Origin of the sequence: Achromobacter sp. (assembly GCF_050285585.1) — a bacterium.
Taxonomy (GTDB): domain Bacteria; phylum Pseudomonadota; class Gammaproteobacteria; order Burkholderiales; family Burkholderiaceae_B; genus Achromobacter.
The window spans coordinates 1-19,357 of record NZ_JBLZXF010000051.1; the positions used below are offsets into that span (position 1 = coordinate 1).

Below are 19,357 nucleotides of genomic sequence, written 5' to 3' on the forward strand. Positions count from 1 at the left end.
CCGCGCTTGAGCTGGATCACGTCGTTGCGCGGCGCCGGCGCCGAGGTCGGGCTGCCCTGGATGTCGTACTCGACGAACAGGGACTGGCTGCCCGTATTCTGCAGCTGCGTGCCAGCCAGCTCGGCCGCCGACAGCGACACCGTCTGGTCGCTCTTGCCGCCGGCCAGCGGCTTGCGCACGCCGTTCACGGTCAGCGCGGCTTCCCAGGGCGTGGCCTTGTCGCCGCCGAGCGCGCGCGCAGCCAGCAGCAGCGCCATCTGCTCCTGCGTCGACAGGTACGAACGGTTGCCCAGGCGGCTTGCCAGCTGCGTCAGCAGGTTCCCGCTGCGCTCGTGGCGCAGGTCGTACTGCTGCACCAGCGCATAGCCCAGCGCGTAATCGCGCACGCTGCTGCCGTAGTCGCCCAGCCATTCGTCGTAATAACCGTTGTTGCGGCGCTGGTTGATGCCGTACTCGCGCGCCACGGCCAGGTCGAGCGCGGTCTTCATGCGGCCTTCGTCGCCCATGAGCTTGAAGGCTGCCGCCAGCTGGATCAGCGGCAGCGGCGAGCGCGCGCGCTCCTGGTAGTTGTCGAACAGCTGGCGCACCGTGGACAGCGGCGCCTTCTTGTCGCGCGCCAGCGCCAGCACCGCGGTGGCCAGGCCGGCGAAGCGGCGATGGTCTTCCCGCAGGATGTTGGCGTCGCTGGAGTCGAAACGGCCGGATTCGAGGTTGCGCTTGAGGTTGGCCGACCAGGTGCCGAACGCGCCGGTGCTTTGCTGCACCTGTTCCAGCAGCCACTGGCGCGAACGGTCCAGCGACGCCTCGGGCACGTCGAAGCCCTTGTCGCGGGCGTCTTGCAGGAAGCCGACGGCATAGGCCGTGAGCCACACGTCGCGCGACGAGGAACTGCTCCACAGGTTGTAGGAGCCGACGGCGTTGCGCATGCCGGCCAGGCGGCCGATCGCCCCGGCCACCTTGGCCTCGCGTTCGGCCTGCGTGCGCGGCTTGAGGCCGAACTGCTTGGCCGAATCCTCGTCGATCATCACCCACGGCAGGGTCGCGCTGATGGTCTGCTCAGTGCATCCGTAGGGATAGTTGAGCAGGCCCTCGACCAGGCGGTTGACGTTGAACGGCGGGCGGTTCGACACGGTCAGGCTGACGGTGGTGGAGTCCGGGTAATAGGAGGCCACCCACGACGCTTGCGGCGCGTTCGATTCGCCCGGATTCAGGCGCAGGCGCCGCACCTGGCGCTCGGCCGCGTAAGCGGGCTGCACCTGGAGCACGGACTCGCGCACGATATGCACGGGCTTGCCGCCCCCCTGCCCGTCGACGGTCAGGCGCATCAGGCCCAGTCCGTACGAGCCGGTGGTGGTGGCGTTGAAGCGCAACGTGGCGCGCTGCTTGTCCTTCAGCGTCACGGTCTTGACGCCGTCCACGATGGCCAGCGGGTCGAGCGCTTCCAGCTTCACGGTCACCTTCTGCTCGGCGCCGCTCAGGTTGGTCACGTCCAGCGCGATCGCGGCCTGGTCGCCCGGCGTAATGAAGCGCGGGGTATTCAGCTCGGCCACGATCGGCGCCGCCACCACCATTTCGGTGTCGGCGCTGCCGTAGTTGTCGGGGGTGAAGGCCACGGCCATCAGGCGCAGCGTGCCGTTGAAATCGGGCAGGTCCAGCGCAATGTCCGCCTCGCCCTGCGCGTCCAGCTTCACCGGGCCGGAGAACAGGTCCACGAGCTTGACCTTCTTGGGCAGGCTCTTGCTGTCGCCGCGCATGGCGGCGTCGCCGCCCCACTTCAGCTTGCCCTTGGTGCCGTCCATCTTCTCGATCAGCTTGCCGTACATGTCCAGCAGTTCGGGCGCGTAGCGGTGCTTGCCGAAGAAGTAGTCCAGCGGATCGGGCGTCTTGTACTGATTGATGTTCAGGATGCCCACGTCCACGGCCGAGAGCGTCACCGTGGCTTGCTTGCCCTGGGCGCCATCCACCTTGACGCGCACGGTCGTCTTGGTCTCGGGCACCGCCTTGGGCGGGGCCGTGAGCTTCACGTCGAGCTTGCGGTCGGCGCTGGCGATGGGCAGGAAAGTCAGGCCCAGCGCGCGCGCCGGCGTCACGCGGTCGCCCTCGCTGCCGGGGCGGAACACCGCCGCCGCGATATACAGATCGTGCCGCTTCCAGGTCTTGTCGACGGGGATCTCGACCTGCGTGCCCGTGGCCTTCACCGCCACCCAGGTGGACCACAGCATGCGGTCGCCCTCGACGGTAATGAGCGCCTGGCCGTCATGCGGCGGCGTCAGGGTCAGCTTGACGCTGTCGCCCGGCTTGGCCGGCACGCCTTCCAGCTTCATCTGGACGCGGTCGGGGCGGTTGCCCATGGCGTCGGCATCCTGCGCGTTCCAGCCCGCGTAGAAGCGGTAGCGCATCGTTTCGCCGGTCTCGGGATCGGCGATTTCAAGACGGTAGCGGCCCCACTTCACGGGCAGGGTCAGCTGGGCGCGATCGGTCAGCGCAATTTCGCGCGAATCGACCAGTTCCTCGGTTTCGGTGTAGCCGCTGTTCCAGCCGCGCTGGTCGTCGAAGCGCCAGTAATACTGACGCTCTTCGCGGAACAGGCGCACTTGCGCCTGCGCCAGCGGTTCGATCTTGCCTTGCGCATTGGCGCGGATCACCTCAAAACCGGCGGGCGCGCCTTCGCGGGCGACGTCGCTGTCGAATTGCGGGCGCACGCCGATCAGCTTGTCGGCGGGCCAGACGCTGCGCTCGATGGAACGCACCACTGGGCGGCCGCCCGATTCCAGCAGGCTGGCCGACACACGGATTTTCATGGGCGAATGCGTGCCTTCGGTGCTGGACGGCACCTCCAGCTGCGCGCGCCCCTTGTCGTCCAGCGCCGCTTCGGGCAGTTCGCCGAACATGCGGCGCGTATCGTCGGCCACGTCCCCGAAGATGAAACCGGGCCACTGCTGGGCCAGCGCAAAACGGTCGCGCTTGACCTGGAAGGTGGACAACAAGCGGTTGCCGGCCGCGGGCGCGCCATACAGGTAATCGCCCTGCACGTCGACGCTCAGGTCGTCGCCCACGGACAATACTTCCTGGTTGGAAGTCAGCGTCATCTTCATGCGCTCGGGCAGGAACTCCTCGACCTGGAACTTCCACGAGGCGTCCGGCGTGCGTGAAGCCGGGTCCACGCGCAACTCCAGCAGCCAGGTGCCGGTCTGCGCGTCCTGCGGCAGCTCGACGCTGCGCTCGACGTAGCCCGGCAGGTCCTTGGCGGGATGCCACAGCGTCGTCAGCACGGTGCGGCCGTCGGGGCGCTTGAGCGTGGCGGTCAGCGGAGACGGCGCCAGCACGCGGCCGTCGAGGTCGCGCGGCAGCACCGATACGTTGAAGGTTTCGCCCGGGCGGTACAGGTTGCGCCCGGCATAGACGAACAGATTGTTGGGGCGGGCCGTGTGGCCGCCCGTGTCGAACTCGGACAGGTCCAGGGCGGGCTCGCCCAGGGCCAGGACCGTCATTTCCTTGTCGCGCGAAGCGCGGATGACGCGCGCGTTGGCGAAGCTGCCGTCGAAGCGGACGTGGCCCTGGCCGTCCGCGGCCGCCTTGGCGAGGGTCTTGCCGGCGCCGTCCACCAGCTCGAACACGGCGCCCGAAATCGCGGTTCCGCTCTTCAGGGAAACGGAATAGGCTTCGATGCGGTCGGTGTAGCGGCGCGCGTGCAGGCCGATGTCGCTGACGTAGAAATACGTCACCTGGTATTCATAGCGGAAGCGGCCTGGCTGGCTCATCACGGCGACGTAGATGCCGGGTTCCTGCAGCTCCTTGATGCCTTCGACGGGCAGGAAGGTGACGTGGCGGCGGTTGGGCTTGTCGTCGGTAACGAAACGGCCCTGGTAGACGCTGGTCGTCAGCGAGTTCAGGCGGTCCAGGTCCCAGTTGCTGACCGAGCCCTTCAGGCTGCGGTTGTCGGAATAACGCCACTCGTCTTCATAGTCGCTGCCCGCGTCGTCTTCGTCGCCGGACGAGGCGGAGGTATTGCGGCCGATGCCCAGCACGGTATCGAACAGTTCAGGCACGCGCTCGGGCGCCACGCGCAGGAACTGCACGTCCACCTCGGGGGTATTCACGGTGGCCACGGGCAGCCCGCCGTTCTGGCCGGCCGGCAGCACCACGCCGCGGCTGGCGAAATAGAACGATGGCGGCATGGCCTGCGTCTTGACCTCGCAGTGCGCGGCCTCGGCCAGCTTGCCGGAGGCGCCAGCGCCGGGCAGCCCGGCGCGCATCGTGACCGCATAGGACCGCTGCGGCTGGACATAAGGGAAATAGACGATGCGGGGGTTGTCGCCCACCACCCAATTGCCTTTGAGGATCTTGCCCTTGGGCGCGGAATCGCCCGGCCGGACCGAGGCGGGCTGGTCGCCGGCATTGGCGGCGGACTCGGAGTCTTCGCCCGGGGAGCCGGACATGGAGCCCGTGTCGGTCACCTGCAGGAAAGAGTCCAGTTGGGCCTTGGCGTCCACCGGCTGGGTGAACGTCACGGCCAGGGCCAGGGCGTCGTTATATTGGCGCGGCTGGCAGGTCAGCGCGGCAAAGGGATCCGCCGCGCCGACCACCGCCGTGGCGGGCAAGGCCGGCGTGGCATCGTTGCCGCCTGCGCCGGCGGAAGCAGCCGGGCCGCCCTGCTGCGACGTTGCGGCCGGTGCCGGAGGGGCCGCCTGGCGTTCTTGCCCCATCCACCAGCCCAGGCCGATGGCGCCCGCCAAAACGACGACGCCGGCTGTCGCCAGCCAGGTCTTGCTGATCTTTCCACTCACGGCACATCTCCCGCTTACTCTAATATTGCGCAGTTCCTTTTTGCGGCGGAACTGCCGACCGGCCATCCCGCGCGCTTCTCCGGTGCGCGGGCACTGCTGTCAAACTATCCGGACAACACAACGCCGCCATGACAGGCGGCGTATCGGATTCTGGGCTTCAGACCGGTTCCATGACGCATTGCAGGGGATGCTGCCGCGCGCGCGCATATTGCGCGACCTGCGCGATCCGCGTGGCGGCCAGGTCGCGGGGATAGACCCCGCACACGCCACGCCCTTCGTGATGCACCTGCAGCATGATCCGCGTCGCTTCTTCGTGATTCTTATTGAAGAACTTCTGCAGGACTTTCACGACGAACTCCATCGGGGTGTAGTCGTCATTGAGCAGCAGGACCTGATACATCGGAGGCGGCGCGACGCGAGCCGGTGCCTTCTCGACGGCCAAATCATGCTGGGTATCCAAGGTAGAACTCATAGGGCCGCTATTCTATTTAAACTGGGGACGGCTAGCATGTAACTTACGGAAAATTACACGTAGAAATGCGTAGTTTCCATACTTGACGCCGCAAAGAAAAGCGGCGCATTATCCACGCATTCTGGGGTTTTCAACTCATCGAAAATCTGCCAGGAAGCCGGAGGGGGGACAGGGGTCTAGGCCGCGATGCCCTTCTGTCAACATACGATTCAATGAGGCAGTCCGCATGTCTGATACGACCGCAACCGCCGTCCAAGGGGACAATCCCAAATCGACGGGCACCGTCAAATGGTTCAACGATGCAAAGGGGTTTGGCTTCATTACGCCCGACGACGGCGGTGAAGATCTGTTCGCCCATTTTTCGTCCATCCAAATGAATGGTTTTAAAACCCTGAAGGAAGGCCAGAAAGTGGCTTTCGAGATTATTCAGGGGCCCAAAGGCAAACAGGCGCTGAATATCACTGCTGCCTGATTCACCCTTTAAAGCGCAGCCCAAGGGTTGCGCCATTATCAGGCGGGGCTCTCGGGCCCCGCCTTGTTATTTTCTTCCGTTGCCAGGGCCATGTCCAAGAACGCCGTTTTGTTTTCCGTCAGCCGTACATTGTTCAAGTTACCGTTCTTCCAGGCGATCCGGCCAGCCGCCGCGGCATTTTTCCTGGCCGCCACCGCGGCGCTCGCCCTGCCCGCGGCCGCCCAGCAAGCCGGCCCGCAGCCGTCGCTGCCCACCGTCCAGTTGTCCGCCGGCATCCATATTATCCGCGCGGAAGTCGCCGATTCGGACGAAACCCGCCGCAATGGCCTCATGTTCCGCCGCGAGTTGCCCGGCAACGACGGCATGCTGTTCGTGTTCGAACAGCCGGACGTGCAGTGCTTCTGGATGCGCAACACCATTCTGCCGCTCTCGATTGCCTTTATCGCCGACGACGGCACGATCGTCAACATCGAAGACATGGCGCCCCAGACCGAAGACCCGCATTGCGCCAAGAAGCCGGTGCGCTATGCGCTCGAGATGGCCCAGGGCTGGTTCGAGCAGCACGGCATCAAGGCCGGCAAGAAGCTGGACGGCCTGCCCTGAGGCGCGGAAGCGCCATAGCGGGCGGCCGCAAGGCCCCGAGGCGCCGCGGCGCAGGCAATAAGAAAGGGAGCCCCAGGGGCTCCCTTTTCGTTCCCGCTCCGTAAGGGCGGCGGGATTTACTGACGGCGCTTACACCCGTTCGATGATCAGCGCGATGCCCTGGCCCACGCCGATGCACATCGTGCACAGCGCATAGCGGCCGCCGGTGCGGTGCAGCTGGTTGATCGCGGTAGTGGCCAGGCGGGCGCCGCTGGCGCCCAGCGGGTGGCCCAGGGCGATCGCGCCGCCGTTGGGGTTCACGCGCGGATCGTTGTCGGCGATGCCCAGCTGGCGCAGCACGGCCAGGCCCTGCGCGGCGAACGCCTCGTTCAGTTCGATCACGTCCATCTGGTCCAGCGTGAGGCCGGTCTGCGCCAGCACCTTCAGGGTGGCCGGCGCCGGGCCGATGCCCATGATGCGCGGGGCCACGCCGGCCGTGGCCATGCCGACCACGCGAGCGCGCGGGGTCAGGCCGTGGCGGGCGGCGGCCTTTTCGTCGGCCAGCAGCAACGCGGCGGCGCCGTCGTTCACGCCCGACGCGTTGCCGGCGGTGACGGTGCCCCCTTCGCGGACCACGCCCTTCAGCTTGGCCAGCGATTCCAGGCTGGTTTCACGCGGGTGCTCGTCCTTGCTCACGACGATGGGATCGCCCTTCTTCTGGGCAATCGACACCGGCACGATCTCGGCGTCGAAGAAGCCTTCCTTCTGCGCGCGCGCGGTCTTCTGCTGGCTGGCCAGCGCGAACAGGTCCTGGTCTTCGCGGTTGATCTTGAAATCGTCCGCCACGTTCTCGGCCGTCTCGGGCATCGAATCCACGCCGTACTGCGCCTTCATCAGCTTGTTGACGAAACGCCAGCCGATGGTGGTGTCGTAGATGGCGGCGCTGCGCGAGAAAGCGCTGTCTGCCTTGCCCATGACGAACGGGGCGCGGCTCATGCTTTCCACGCCGCCGGCCAGCATCAGGCCGGCTTCGCCGGCGCGGATGGCGCGGGCGGCGGTGCCGATGGCGTCCAGGCCCGAACCGCACAGGCGGTTGAGGGTGGCGCCGGGCACTTCGATCGGCAGGCCGGCCAGCAGCGTGGCCATGCGGGCCACGTTGCGGTTGTCTTCTCCCGCCTGGTTCGCGCAGCCCATGATGGCGTCGTCCAGTTCTTCCCAGCGCACGCCAGGGTTGCGCGCCACGAGCGCCTTGATGGCTACGGCTGCAAGATCGTCGGGGCGCACGGAAGCCAGCGCGCCGCCGTAGCGGCCGAAGGGGGTGCGAATCGCATCACAGATATAAGCATGCACGGTCATGGGAAGCTCGAAGTAAGTGGGAAAAAACCGGATCGGACGATCTTAACGCAGGCCTCCCGCACCATACTGGCGCATAGGCAGGATGTCCGCAGCACGGACAGTGTCCAGCAGATGTTCACCTAGTCGCCAGCGCGCGGACGCGGCGCCCCATCATGCCGCGGGCGGACGGGCCGCGCGCGCCGCCTCCACGATCGCCTGACGGCGGAAACGGCCGGCGGACAGGTGATAGAACGGCTGCGGGCAGAACTGGCGCGACACGCCCGATGCCAGCAGGGACGCCACCAGCATCCAGAACAGCATGGGCTGGCTGCCGGTCATTTCCATCACCACGACGCTGGCGGTCAGCGGCGCCTGCGTGGCCGCGGCCAGGAAGGCGGCCATGGAGATCAACACCAGCACGCGGTGATCCACGCCCTCGCCCGCCAGTTGCCAGATATGGTGGCCTATGCCCGCGCCGGTGGTCAGGGCCGGCGTGAAGATGCCGCCAGGAATGCCCGCCCAGTACGAAGCGACGGTGGCGGCGAGCTTGGCCAGGCCGAAGCTTTCCGGCGCCGCGTCGCGGCCCGAGAGCAGGTCCGCCGCCACGCCATACCCCGTGCCGTAGACGCTGCCGGCCATGGCGAGGCCGATCGCCGCCAGCAGCAGCCCCATGGCGAAGGCCACCCAGATAGGATGCGCGCGGATCCAGGCGCGCCAGGCCCGCGGCGCGCAGCCCGTGACGCCCTTGCCGAGCAGGCGCGCGAAAATGCCGCCCAGCGCGCCGTTGAGCGCCGCGCAGATGACCACCCAGGTCACCATGCCATGCGCCAGCGGCGCGCCGCCGAAGACGCCGAAATACGGGTTGTTGCCCACCACGGCCACGACCAGGAAGCCGGAGGCCAGCACGCCGATCAGCACCAGGCGCTGCCAGCGCAGCACGGTGCCGCGTCCGAGCTCCTCGATGGCGAAGATAACGCCGGCCAGCGGCGCATTGAACGCGGCCGCCAGGCCGCCCGCGGCGCCGGCGGCGATCAGTTCGTTGGCGTGGAATCCGCGCAGTTGCACGCCGCGCCGTTTCCAGAAGTCGCCCCAGGCCAGCATGAGCGCCGCGCCGACCTGCACCGAGGGGCCCTCGCGGCCAATGGAGGCGCCGGCCAGCATGCCGAAAAATGCCAGGGGAATCTTCCAGAGCGTCTGGCCCAGCGACACCAGGCTGTTCTGGCTGGGGCCGGGCGGAAGCGACAAGGCGCCGATGACTTGGGGAATGCCGCTGCCGGAGGCGTTGGGCGCGTAGCGCAGCGTCAGCCAGCGCAGGGCTGCAAGGCCCAGCGGCAGCACCAGCAGTGCCAGCCAGCCGTTATGGGATACCCACGCGCGGTTCCACTCCAGCGCCTTGTCGGCAAGGTATGCGAACCCCAGGGACATCAGGGCCACCAGGCCGGCGCCGCCCAGCAGCAGCCCCATCTGCACGCTCTTGCGCGACAGGCGATTGATCTGGCGCACCTTGCGGTGCGCCCAATGACGGGGAGCGGCCAGTATCCGGCGCAGGGAATCGGGCTGGGTCATGGGCGTGGCGGGCGGGGATGGAAAGCCGCCCACCTTACCACTGCCGCCCGTCCTATGGGGTCAGAATGACGAGACGCCCGCCTGCACCTTGAAACGTCGCACTTCCTGCGCCAGGCGCGCGGCCTGCTCCTGCATGCTGGCCGCGGCCGCGGCGGCCTCTTCCACCAGGGCCGCGTTCTGCTGGGTCACGGTATCCATCTGCGCCACGGCCTGGTTGACCTGGCCGATACCCGCGGACTGCTCCTCGGAGGCGCTGGCGATTTCGCGCACCAGCGCCGCGACCTGACCCACGCTGTCCACCACTTCGCGCATCGTGCGGCCGGCCTCGTCGACCTGGCGCGTTCCGCCTTCCACGCGCGCCGCGGATTCGTCGATCAAGGCCTTGATTTCCTTGGCCGCCACCGCCGACCGCTGGGCCAGCGTGCGCACCTCGCCCGCCACCACCGCGAAGCCGCGGCCCTGTTCGCCCGCCCGGGCCGCCTCCACCGCGGCGTTGAGCGCCAGGATGTTGGTCTGGAAAGCGATCCCGTCGATCACGCCCGTGATGTCGGCGATGCGGCGCGAGCTGTCGGAAATGGCGCCCATGGTCTGGACCACGCCATCGACCACCTCGCCGCCGCGGATGGCCACGCTGGAGGCCAGGCTGACCAGCCGGTCCGCTTCGCCGGCATTGTTCGCGTTCTGCTGCACGGTGCTGGTCAGTTCCTCCATTGACGCCGCGGTTTCCTCCAGCGAGGAAGCCTGCTCCTCGGTGCGCTGCGACAGGTCCGCGTTGCCCTGGGCGATCTGCGAGGACGCCGAGGCGATGCTCTCGCAGCCATCCCGCACGTCCCTCACGATGCGGGCCAGGCTTTCGTTCATGGCCTTGAGCGCGCTCATCAGCTCGCCGGTCTCGTCGCGCGTGGCCACCTGGATATCGGTCGTCAGATCGCCCGCCGCCACCTGGCGCGCGGCCTTCACGGCCTGCTCCAGCGGACGCACGATGCCGCGCGTGACCAGCCAGCCCAGCAGCATGCCGATCGCCACGCCCATGACCGCCAGGGCGATCATGACGGCGCGCACCGTGCCGTACAGCGCCGTGCCTTCCTTCACGGTTTGCGCGGCGGCTCCTTCCTTGCCCTGTGCCAACGTCGTCATCAGGCCGTCCAGTTTCTCCGACGCCGTGATCACGCGCGCCTCGATCTCGGCCACGCGCGGATCGGCCTGGGTGAGCGGCTGCGACTGGGCGGCGGCGAAAAAGGCCGCCGACTCACGCTTCCAGACCTGTTCGATCTCCACGAACTGCGCCAGCAGGCGCTTGTTGTCTTCCGAATAGAAATTGGCGCTGGCCTTCTCGCGCAGCGCGTCCATCGTCCTGACGGCGTCGTCGAACTGCTTGCGCAGGGCCTGGCGCTCGCGTTCGGTCGAGACCGCCAGGTACGCGTTGCGGGCCCGGCCCGCGTAGATCAGGTTGATATTGGCTTCCTTGAGATCCGAGATACCGCGCAGCTCGGTGTCGTAAAGCCGGTCATTCATTGCGTCGATGCGCGCGAGGCCCCACACCCCGAAAGCGCCGATCGCGCCGCCTACCACCGCGACCAGTAAAAACGCGCCCGACAGGCGCGTGCCGATCCGCATTCCCGAAAAAAACCGCAACATGCTTCCCTTCCCTGTAATTACCCCGGTTTGTGGCGGGCGTGCCGCGGTCATGGGCCCCGTGGTTCAGTCGCAGACCGGCGGCAACGATAGCGGTTGGATTTCCTAGGGATAACCCTAAAGAAAAGGATGTTTGCGCGTTATTTCTCCGCAATGAAGTCGACAATCGACAAGAAAATACCGGTTCGAGAAGAAAAAATGCCCCCACGCTGCACCCGCCTTGCGGGTTTGCTGCCCCCCAAGGGGGCGCTTTTTTCTTGGGGCGGCCCGGCGAAAAAAATGCCCCCACGCTGCACCCGCCTTGCGGGTTTGCTGCCCCCCCAAGGGGGCGCTTTTTTCTTGGGGCGGCCCGGCGAAAAAAATGCCCCCACGCTGCACCCGCCTTGCGGGTTTGCTGCTCCCCAAGGGGGCGCTTTTTTCTTGGGGCGGCCCGGCGAAAAAAAACCCCTCGCCGAAGCGAGGGGTTTTCTTCGGGTCCGGCGCGGGCCGGCCCGTCAGCCTGGCCTTGCGGATCAGGCGAAGTTCTTGGCTGCGAATTCCCAGTTCACCAGCGCCCAGAAGTTCTCCAGGTACTTGGGACGCGCGTTGCGGTAGTCGATGTAGTAGGCGTGTTCCCACACATCACAGGTGAGCAGCGGCTTGTCGGCCGTGGTCAGCGGGGTGGCGGCGTTGCTGGTGTTGACGATGTCCACCGAGCCGTCGGCCTTCTTGACCAGCCAGGTCCAGCCCGAACCGAAGTTGCCGGCTGCCGACTTGTTGAACGCTTCCTTGAAAGCGTCGAAGCTGCCCCACTTGGCGTTGATGGCGTCAGCCAGCTTGCCGGTGGGAGCGCCGCCGGCCTTGGGAGCCAGGCTGTTCCAGTAGAACGTGTGGTTCCAGACCTGGGCGGCGTTGTTGAAGATGCCACCCGAGGACTTCTTCACGATGTCTTCCAGCGACAGCGATTCGAATTCCGTGCCCGGGATCAGGTTGTTCAGGTTCGTGACGTAGGTCTGATGATGCTTGCCGTAGTGGAACTCCAGCGTTTCCTTGGAGATGTGCGGCGCCAGCGCGTCCAGTTCGTAAGGCAGGGGGGGAAGAGTATGTGCCATGTGAAAGTTCCTTCTGTTGATTGCACGATCAAGCCGCTCAATTGTATCGGCAACTCATGAGGATACCGCGTTAACCCCGCCCTGGCGCGGGGTTAACGGACGCCCGCGGCGCGCCGCATGCGCGCTGGCCGCGAAACGCGGCTCAGGCGGCGTCGCGCGTGTTTCGGGTCTGCGTGACTTCGACGCGGGCGCCGCCTTGCGCGAAGCTGAGGTCCAGCGCCTGCCCCGCCGCCAGCGCCGCCGCGTCGCGCACGATGCGGCCTTCCGCATCGCGCGCGATGGAATAACCGCGGGCCAGCGTATTGCCGGGATCCAGCGCGCGCAGTTGCGCCGTGGCGGCCGCCAGCTTGTCGCGCCGCTGCGCGAGCATCCGCGCGTGCGCCTGGCCCAGCTGGCGCAGCGCGCCGTTCAGGCGGTCGGCGGCGCGGCCGGTGTCGGGCACGCGGTGCGCTAGCCGCTGGGTCAGCAGGTTGACCCGCGCCGAGCGGCGGCCCTGCGGCCCCGCCCAGGCGGACGCCAGGCGAAAGCGCAGGCTGTTGAGCCGCTCGCGCTGGTGCTCCAGCCGCTGGGCCGGGGACACGAGCTGGGCGGCGGCGCGGTCCAGCCTCTGGGCGGCGCGTTCGAGCCGGCGCTGCTGGCCGCGCGCCATCGCCTGGGCCGCATGCATGACGCGGCCCAGCAGTTCGGAACGCGGCACGCACGCCAGCTCGGCGGCGGCCGTCGGCGTGGGCGCGCGCACGTCGGCCACGAAATCGGCGATCGTGAAGTCCGTTTCGTGCCCGACGCCGCTGATGACCGGGATCTCGCTGGCCGCGACCAGGCGCGCCAGGCCCTCGTCGTTGAAGCTCCAGAGATCCTCGATGCTGCCCCCGCCCCGCACCAGCAGCAGGGTGTCCACTTCGGCGCGCTCATTGGCCAGCCGCAACTGGGCCGCCAGGCGCCCGGCGGCGTCCGCCCCCTGGACGGGAGCGGGATAGATGATCACGGGCACCTGCGGGGCGCGCCTGGCCAGGGCGGAAAGCACGTCCCGCAACGCCGCGGCATGCAGGGAGGTGATGACGCCGATCGCGCGGGGCAGGCGCGCGGGTTCGCGCTTGCGGGCCGGATCGAACAGGCCCTCCGAGGCCAACTGCTCCTTCAGCCGCAGGAACGCCTCATAAAGGTTGCCGACCCCGGCGCGGCGCATGGCGTCGGCCTGCAACTGGTAGTCGCCGCGGGGCTCGTACAGGGATACCCGCGCGCGGATCTCGACCTGGTCGCCCGCCCTGGGCATGAACCCCACCGCGCTGGCGCGGCTCCTGAACATGACGGCGCGCACGGAAGCCCGGCTGTCCTTGAGCGTGAAATACCAATGCCCGGAAGCCGCGGCCGTGAAGTTGGAAATCTCCCCGCGCACCCATAGCGCCGGGATGCTGCGCTCCAACAACTGCCCCACGGCTTGGTTCAACTGGGCAACTGTCAGGATATCCCGCGCAAATGCGTTGTTTGTGACTGAAAATTCAATTGTCATGAGGCTTTCCGATGCATAACCTGTCCACAGGGCACGCGTAGCGGGCCGCCATCATACCGCGTCCCCGCTTGTTTGCCCCAATCGGCCCAATAGCTAGCAAATTCGAAGCAACCAACTGATTTATATGTGTTTTTTCAAAAAAATCGGCTGATCGAAATTGAAGCAAACAAGTGCAAGCCCTGTGCCCACAAGCGTTCCGGCCAAGTTTTACACAGAATTATCCACAAGATCTGTGGATAGCTTTGGGGTCGTTCCGACTTGCCACGCCCCGGCCGCCCCGTTACAGTTTCGGCTTGATCAGTTGCCCGTGCCCGCCCTCCCCGCGCGCATGGCGCTCCCCGGGAGTTGACCGCTTTGCTTTCCATCTTGCGCGAGGCCGGCTGGCCTATCTGGCCCCTGCTGGCGACATCCGTCCTGGGCTTGGCGCTGATCTTCGAGCGCTTCCTCTCCTTGCGGCGCGGGCTGGTCATGCCGCGCGGCCTGAACGAACAGGTGGCGGAGATGCTGCGCAACCGCCAGGACACGCCCGAATCGATCAACCGGCTCGAACGCAATTCGCCGCTGGGCCGCGTGCTGGCCGAGGTCATGCGCCACCGCCACCTGCCGCGCGAAGAGCTGCGCAACGTCGTCGAGGACGCCGGCCGCGCCGTCGCCCATGACCTCAGCCGCTACCTATCCGCCATCGGCACCATCGCCGTCATCGCGCCCCTGATGGGCCTGTTCGGCACCGTGGTCGGCATGATCGAGATCTTCGGCTCCTATACCCCCGGCGGCGGCGACCCCGCCCAGTTGGCGCGAGGCATCTCGATCGCGCTCTACAACACCGGCTTCGGCATCCTCATCGCCATTCCCGCCATGATCGCCCACCGCTATCTGCGCGGCCGCGTGGACGGCTACCTCAGCGCCATGGAGCAGGCCGCGTCGCGCCTGGTGCGCGCCGTGTCGCACTCCGTTCCCTCCCGCGAGGGCCGTTCATGAATTTCCGCGGATCCCGGGGCGATCGCGATGAGCTGGACATCAACCTGATCCCGCTCATCGACGTCCTGCTGGTCATCCTGATTTTCCTCGCCGCGACCACCTCGTTCGCGCGCTTCACCCAGCTGAAGGTCACCCTGCCCCAGGCCTCGATGGAACAGGACACGCCGCCCGCCCTGGAAGTCGCCATCAGCCAGGACGGGCGCTACGCGCTCAACGGCACGCTCATCGACGTCTCCACCGCGCCCGAGATCGCCGACGCCCTGCGCCAGGCCGCGGCGGGCAAGACAGAGCCGCTCGTCGTCATCAACGCCGACGCCCAGGCCACCCACCAATCCGTGATCAACGTCATGGAAGCCGCCCGGCTGGCCGGCATCGGCCGCGTCAACTTCGCCGCGCAGACCGCCCGGTGACCGCAAAGCGCGCTTCGACGCTGCTGGCGCGCCAATGGCAGCACGGCGGCTGGCTTTCCACCCTGCTACGCCCCCTGTCCGCGCTGACCGCCTGGGCGGTGGCGCGCAAGCGCGCGGGCTACCGGGATGGCTCGCGACCGGCCTATCGCCCCCCCGTGCCCGTGGTGGTGATCGGCAACGTCTACGTTGGCGGCACCGGCAAAACGCCCATGGTCATCGCCACCGTGGAGGGCCTGCGCGCCCGCGGCTACACCCCGGGGGTCGTCAGCCGCGGCTACGGGGTCAAGGTCGGCCCGCATGCCCGCGTCGGTACCGGCGCGCTGGAGGCGGCCCGCTACGGCGACGAGCCGGCGCTGATCGCGCGCGCCACCGGCGTCCCGGTATCCGTCCATCCCAAGCGCGCCCTGGCGGCCCAGGCCCTGCTGCAGGCGCACCCCGAAGTGGACGTGATCGTCTCGGACGACGGCTTGCAGCACCTGGCGCTGGCGCGCGACGTCGAAATCGTGGTGCAGGACGAACGCGGCGTGGGCAACGGCCGCCTGCTGCCCGCCGGCCCCTTGCGCGAGCCGGCCAGCCGCTTGCGGGAAGTGGACGCGGTCGTGACGAATATCGGCGCGCCCGACAGGCGCCCGCCGCAGGCCGCCGCGGGCCGTCCGCGCCAGGTGCGCATGTGGCTGGAACCGGGCGATGCCCGACAGATCGAAGGCGGCGGCAGGCGCCCGCTGGCGGCCTTCGCCGGGCAGCCTCGCATCGCGGCGGCGGCCGGCATCGGCAATCCCGAGCGATTCTTCGCCACGCTGCGCGCCGCCGGCATCGCGCCTGAAGCCACGCTGGCGCTGCCGGATCATCACGACTACGCCGAATCGCCCTTCCGCACGCTGGCGGCCGACGCCATACTGGTCACTTCCAAGGACGCCATCAAATGCGCCGCCCTGGGCGACGCCCGTCTATGGGAGGTGCCCGTGCGCGCCGGCTTCTCCGATCCTGAACTGTTCGATTGGCTGGCGCAGGCGCTGCGCCAGCCCGCCGCAACCGGCAACTAGAAAAACGCGGGCTTGGCCGCGGCGCGGCGCGCGGCGTACTCCCGCAGCCCGCGCTCGCGGGCGCAAGCCTGGCGGCGGCGAACGACGGCCAGCGGCAGGTGCGCCAGCACCAGCAGCCCCGCCAGCAGCAGCCAGGCCATGCGCGCCAGCGACGGCAGCGGATCGTCGAGGCTGCGCTCCGCGTCCACGGCGATCTCCAGCGCGCCGGAGGCATCGGTGCCCGTGTCTGCGACCAGCCCGCTGACCTTGAACGGCATCACGCCTTCGGGCGACAGAAACGTCAGCCGTTGGTTCCATGCCGCCAGCAGCCCTTCGGCGCCGACGCCCGGCACGCTCGGCAGCGCCGCATGCGGACCCGGCAGCACCTGTACCACCACGCCGCCCCGCTGCGTGTCCATCGTGCGACGGGAAGCCTCTTCCACCGCAGCCTCGATCACCCCGCTCATGCTGGACCGCGCCAGCCTGCGCACGTCTTCGACATAGCGCGAGAACATCACGCCCTCGTCGTTGCGGCCCTTGCCCTTGAACGTTCCGCTCTCCGCCAGCCGGTAGAGTTCCAGCCAACTGCCCGGCTGCGCTTTCGCCAGCAGGAGGGCGGAGGTGAATTCCCGCTTCAGCCTGTCGCACCGGGAGATCGATTCCCCCGCGGCTTGCTCGCACGCCTCCTCGATGGTGGCGACCGTCCCGCTCAGGCCGATCACGCTCTTGGCCGAGACGTCGCGCGGGTTGTAGACGGCCATGGGATCGGCCCGCATGCGGCTGTAGATCTGGCTGGCCACCAGCACATCCAGCACCGGATTGGACCGGGTCTTCAGGAAATCGCCCGAGTACAACTGCCGGGCCGCTTCGTTCACCTCCAGGCGCGCGGGCCGGGGAGCCTCGCCGCCCCAGCGCAGACGGGTGCAATCGAAAGCCGTCCTGTCGGTATCGCCGCCGCGCCGCAGTTCGCAGCGCGCGCGCCCCTCCAGCAGAACCGGCGTGCCGAAGCCCGGCGGATCCTGGGCCAGTTCGGCCGCCGAGGCGTAGACGCGCGGCTGCGCGCCGCGCAGCCAGGCGCCGGCCAGCGCCGCGTCACCCTTCAGGTTGTCCGCGGACGCGTAAAGCACCCACCCGGCCAGCGCTCCCACCAGCGCCAGCGTGACATGGCGGCCCCAGAACGCCCGCGGGAACAGGCGTTGCTCTTCGTCCACCGAATGGCTCGCACCCACGCGGACAACCGAGTAGTCCTCCACGCGCACGTCCACATCGACGCGCCCGTCCTCGGGCAACGCCAGCGTCGCGCGCCAATCGTCCGGCAGCCTGATGGGCAGCGTGTCGCCCAGGAAGAGCTGGGTGGACACGGCCTGCGCGTTGTCCGGATTGGTCAGCACGATGGCGTGGAGCTCGCCCCGGGCGCGGTTCACTTTCTGGGGCGCCCGCGATCCGCGCCTGCCCCAGGTCAGCCATAGCGCCAGCGCGGCGAGCGCGGCGGCCCCGCCGGCGAACGCCGCGCCGCCGCCCACCCCCACCGCGGCCAGGCCGGTGAAGGCCAGCGCCCACAGCACCGAGATCCAGAAGCCGATACCGGGATGCTGGCGGGCGGCGACCTCCGCGGGCGTCTCGTCGCGCTGGCTCAGGATCTCGACACGCATCGCGTCGGCCAGTTCGCGCTCGCTCTGCTCCCATTGCCCGGCATCCGGCGAGTCGGGCGCCAGCGTCTCCGGGTCGATCACGTTCTGCATGGCCCCGGCCTTGCCGGCGGACCATTGCCGGTCCTTCCGGTGGCGGCGCTGCTCGCGCTCGCGCCCGCCCGCCAGGTCGAACTCTCCGTTCAAGGCGACGACGATGGCGTATTTCTCCGTTATCGCCACTTCCGCCACGTTGTCCTCGCGCAGATAGCCGCGGGCATCGTAGGGCAGCACCACGTCCACCCCGCCCAGCGTGTCGTGCATGGTCGCGGCGCCGTGGCTCGATGAAATGCCATGGCGCACGAATGCCCCGCGCAGGAGGAAAATCCCGTCGCTCACCAGAACCCCCGCCTTCCTGGAGCCCGCCGGATGGACCAGGAAGGGCTGCAGCATCTCGCGCTCCGTCGCGGTCATCGGCCGCAAGGGCTCGCCTTCCCGCTTCAGGTCGCGCAGCGCGCCCTTGTTGTCGCTGCGCCGGGCCATATAGGTGATCCCGCTGATCACAGTCCAGACCAGGACGAAGATCATCAGGCCCAGCTTGACGGTATTGGAATCCATGTTTTTCCTCTGCCTGGAACCGCGGCGAATGATAGCGACGACCCGTCCCGCAATTCGCAACACTCAATTCAAAACATGACATTAATTAACAAATTCACAAATCGAGGGCGATCCTGGCCGCGCGGCCCCCCCGCGCGCGCCTCCAGGGCCGGTCCGGCCCGGCGCAAACTGCTTTAGAATTCCGCTCATGGAATCCCGCCTTCTCGACATCCTCGTCTGCCCTCTTTGCAAGGGCCGCCTCGAACACGACCGGCAGCAAGCGGAACTGGTTTGCCGCGCCGATCGCCTGGCCTTCCCTGTGCGCGACGGCATCCCCGTCATGCTGGAATCGGAAGCCCGCGCGCTTGACGACGCCGCCTCCGCCTCCCACTGACCCCCGCCGCATGAGTTTCATCGCCCTGATTCCGGCGCGCACGGCCTCGACCCGCCTGCCCGACAAGCCGCTGGCCGACATCGCCGGCAAGCCCATGGTGGTGCGCACGGCCGAGCGCGCCGCGCAGTCCGGCGCCGCGCGCGTCTACGTCGCCACTGACGACGTCCGCGTCCAGCGCGCCGCGCAGGCCCATGGCCTCGAGGCCCTGATGACCCGCGGCGACCACCCCACCGGCACCGACCGCCTGGCCGAAGCCGTGGACCAGCTCGGCCTGCCCGATGACGCCATCGTGGTGAACGTCCAGGGCGACGAACCGCTGATCGAGCCCGGCCTCATCGACGCCGTCGCCGCCAAGCTCCAGGCCTGCCCGGAAGCCGACATCGCCACCTGCGCCTGTCCTCTGGCCGATGCCGAAGCGCTGTTCAACCCCAACGTGGTGAAACTGGTCTGCGCCGCGGACGATCGCGCCCTGTATTTCTCGCGCGCGCCCATCCCCTGGGCCCGCGATGCCCTCGCCTCCGGCGAGCGCGTGCTGGCCGACGGTCTGCCGGCCTGGCACCATATCGGCCTTTATGCCTACCGCGTGTCGTTCCTGCGCCGCTATCCCGCCCTGCCCCAGGGCGCGCTGGAGCGTTTCGAGTCGCTGGAACAACTGCGCGCCATGGAGCATGGACACGTCATCGTCGTCCATCTGGCCTCCCACCCTCCTGCCGCAGGCGTAGATACCCCGGCGGACCTGGAGCGCGTCCGGCAGGTCTACGCCGGGCAGACATAAGGGTTATTTCCTATGGCGTGGCGCCGCATCGGCTGCTGCATTGCGGCATAATTCCCCGGATCACAAAAAATAAACCCCTTCAGGAGCACTCATGCGTCTCATC

General features: G+C 68.0%; 15 protein-coding genes. 7 read left to right on the plus strand and 8 right to left on the minus strand.

The annotated features are described in order from the left end of the window. On the minus strand, positions 1–4,787 hold a 4,787-nt coding region (locus tag ACN6PJ_RS29395), incomplete at its 3' end, for an alpha-2-macroglobulin family protein (RefSeq protein ID WP_427999217.1). Positions 4,788–4,944: 157 nt separating this feature from the next. Next, positions 4,945–5,259, minus strand: a complete 315-nt coding sequence (clpS, locus tag ACN6PJ_RS29400; RefSeq protein WP_025135841.1) for an ATP-dependent Clp protease adapter ClpS — start codon at positions 5,257–5,259, stop codon at positions 4,945–4,947. Positions 5,260–5,485: 226 nt separating this feature from the next. Between clpS and ACN6PJ_RS29405 the strand changes: the two genes are divergently transcribed. Both ACN6PJ_RS29405 and ACN6PJ_RS29410 read left to right on the plus strand, forming a co-directional pair. Then, positions 5,486–5,731, plus strand: a complete 246-nt coding sequence (locus tag ACN6PJ_RS29405) for a cold-shock protein (RefSeq protein ID WP_006220277.1) — start codon at positions 5,486–5,488, stop codon at positions 5,729–5,731. Positions 5,732–5,821: 90 nt separating this feature from the next. Beyond that, positions 5,822–6,334: a DUF192 domain-containing protein gene (locus ACN6PJ_RS29410; RefSeq protein ID WP_427999218.1), complete on the plus strand. Its 513-nt coding sequence runs from the start codon at positions 5,822–5,824 to the stop codon at positions 6,332–6,334. A gap of 129 nt (positions 6,335–6,463) precedes the next feature. Here ACN6PJ_RS29410 and pcaF read toward each other — a convergent pair whose 3' ends face one another. The 5 genes from pcaF to xseA all read right to left on the minus strand — a co-directional run bounded on the left by pcaF (position 6,464) and on the right by xseA (position 13,450). Then, positions 6,464–7,669, minus strand: a complete 1,206-nt coding sequence (pcaF, locus tag ACN6PJ_RS29415) for a 3-oxoadipyl-CoA thiolase (protein WP_427999219.1) — start codon at positions 7,667–7,669, stop codon at positions 6,464–6,466. Positions 7,670–7,819: 150 nt separating this feature from the next. Beyond that, entirely contained in the window at positions 7,820–9,214 is a 1,395-nt protein-coding gene (locus ACN6PJ_RS29420) for a chloride channel protein (protein ID WP_427999220.1), read from the minus strand. A 60-nt stretch (positions 9,215–9,274) separates the two neighbouring features. Further along, complete coding sequence (locus ACN6PJ_RS29425; protein ID WP_427999221.1) at positions 9,275–10,852, minus strand: methyl-accepting chemotaxis protein; 1,578 nt, start codon at positions 10,850–10,852, stop codon at positions 9,275–9,277. A 509-nt stretch (positions 10,853–11,361) separates the two neighbouring features. After that, positions 11,362–11,940, minus strand: coding sequence for a superoxide dismutase [Fe] (sodB, locus tag ACN6PJ_RS29430; RefSeq protein ID WP_088147416.1), 579 nt, complete (start codon positions 11,938–11,940; stop codon positions 11,362–11,364). Positions 11,941–12,082: 142 nt separating this feature from the next. Next, on the minus strand, positions 12,083–13,450 hold the full coding sequence (gene xseA / locus ACN6PJ_RS29435; protein WP_427999222.1) for an exodeoxyribonuclease VII large subunit: 1,368 nt from the start codon (positions 13,448–13,450) through the stop codon (positions 12,083–12,085). A 354-nt stretch (positions 13,451–13,804) separates the two neighbouring features. Between xseA and ACN6PJ_RS29440 the strand changes: the two genes are divergently transcribed. From ACN6PJ_RS29440 to lpxK, 3 genes are read left to right on the plus strand one after another with little or no spacing between them, the layout of a single operon-like run. Continuing rightward, positions 13,805–14,428, plus strand: a complete 624-nt coding sequence (locus ACN6PJ_RS29440; RefSeq protein WP_427999223.1) for a MotA/TolQ/ExbB proton channel family protein — start codon at positions 13,805–13,807, stop codon at positions 14,426–14,428. Next, complete coding sequence (locus ACN6PJ_RS29445; protein WP_043542156.1) at positions 14,425–14,838, plus strand: ExbD/TolR family protein; 414 nt, start codon at positions 14,425–14,427, stop codon at positions 14,836–14,838. Before ACN6PJ_RS29440 ends, ACN6PJ_RS29445 begins: the two co-directional genes overlap by 4 nt. Next, a complete protein-coding gene (lpxK, locus tag ACN6PJ_RS29450) occupies positions 14,835–15,881 on the plus strand; it encodes a tetraacyldisaccharide 4'-kinase (RefSeq protein WP_427999224.1) in 1,047 nt (348 codons plus the stop codon). The genes ACN6PJ_RS29445 and lpxK overlap by 4 nt, the downstream gene beginning before the upstream one ends. Here lpxK and ACN6PJ_RS29455 read toward each other — a convergent pair. After that, complete coding sequence (locus ACN6PJ_RS29455) at positions 15,878–18,106, minus strand: IgaA/UmoB family intracellular growth attenuator (RefSeq protein ID WP_427999225.1); 2,229 nt, start codon at positions 18,104–18,106, stop codon at positions 15,878–15,880. The genes lpxK and ACN6PJ_RS29455 overlap by 4 nt on opposite strands. Positions 18,107–18,293: 187 nt before the next feature. On the opposite strand from ACN6PJ_RS29455, the gene ACN6PJ_RS29460 reads away from it, so the two are divergent. Both ACN6PJ_RS29460 and kdsB read left to right on the plus strand, forming a co-directional pair. Beyond that, positions 18,294–18,479 carry a Trm112 family protein gene (locus tag ACN6PJ_RS29460; protein ID WP_427999226.1) on the plus strand — a complete coding sequence of 62 codons (186 nt, stop codon included), beginning with the start codon at positions 18,294–18,296 and terminating at the stop codon, positions 18,477–18,479. 10 nt (positions 18,480–18,489) lie between these two features. Continuing rightward, positions 18,490–19,254 carry a 3-deoxy-manno-octulosonate cytidylyltransferase gene (kdsB, locus tag ACN6PJ_RS29465; protein ID WP_427999227.1) on the plus strand — a complete coding sequence of 255 codons (765 nt, stop codon included), beginning with the start codon at positions 18,490–18,492 and terminating at the stop codon, positions 19,252–19,254. The last annotated feature ends 103 nt before the right edge of the window (positions 19,255–19,357 follow it).

Excerpts from the sequence above, each read along its gene's own strand:
- clpS (WP_025135841.1), bottom strand. The coding sequence starts at position 5,259 with ATGAGTTCTACCTTGGATACCCAGCATGATTTGGCCGTCGAGAAGGCA.
- ACN6PJ_RS29405 (WP_006220277.1), top strand. The coding sequence starts at position 5,486 with ATGTCTGATACGACCGCAACCGCCGTCCAAGGGGACAATCCCAAATCG.
- ACN6PJ_RS29410 (WP_427999218.1), top strand. The coding sequence starts at position 5,822 with ATGTCCAAGAACGCCGTTTTGTTTTCCGTCAGCCGTACATTGTTCAAG.
- pcaF (WP_427999219.1), bottom strand. The coding sequence starts at position 7,669 with ATGACCGTGCATGCTTATATCTGTGATGCGATTCGCACCCCCTTCGGC.
- ACN6PJ_RS29420 (WP_427999220.1), bottom strand. The coding sequence starts at position 9,214 with ATGACCCAGCCCGATTCCCTGCGCCGGATACTGGCCGCTCCCCGTCAT.
- ACN6PJ_RS29425 (WP_427999221.1), bottom strand. The coding sequence starts at position 10,852 with ATGTTGCGGTTTTTTTCGGGAATGCGGATCGGCACGCGCCTGTCGGGC.
- sodB (WP_088147416.1), bottom strand. The coding sequence starts at position 11,940 with ATGGCACATACTCTTCCCCCCCTGCCTTACGAACTGGACGCGCTGGCG.
- xseA (WP_427999222.1), bottom strand. The coding sequence starts at position 13,450 with ATGACAATTGAATTTTCAGTCACAAACAACGCATTTGCGCGGGATATC.
- ACN6PJ_RS29445 (WP_043542156.1), top strand. The coding sequence starts at position 14,425 with ATGAATTTCCGCGGATCCCGGGGCGATCGCGATGAGCTGGACATCAAC.
- ACN6PJ_RS29455 (WP_427999225.1), bottom strand. The coding sequence starts at position 18,106 with ATGGATTCCAATACCGTCAAGCTGGGCCTGATGATCTTCGTCCTGGTC.
- ACN6PJ_RS29460 (WP_427999226.1), top strand. The coding sequence starts at position 18,294 with ATGGAATCCCGCCTTCTCGACATCCTCGTCTGCCCTCTTTGCAAGGGC.
- kdsB (WP_427999227.1), top strand. The coding sequence starts at position 18,490 with ATGAGTTTCATCGCCCTGATTCCGGCGCGCACGGCCTCGACCCGCCTG.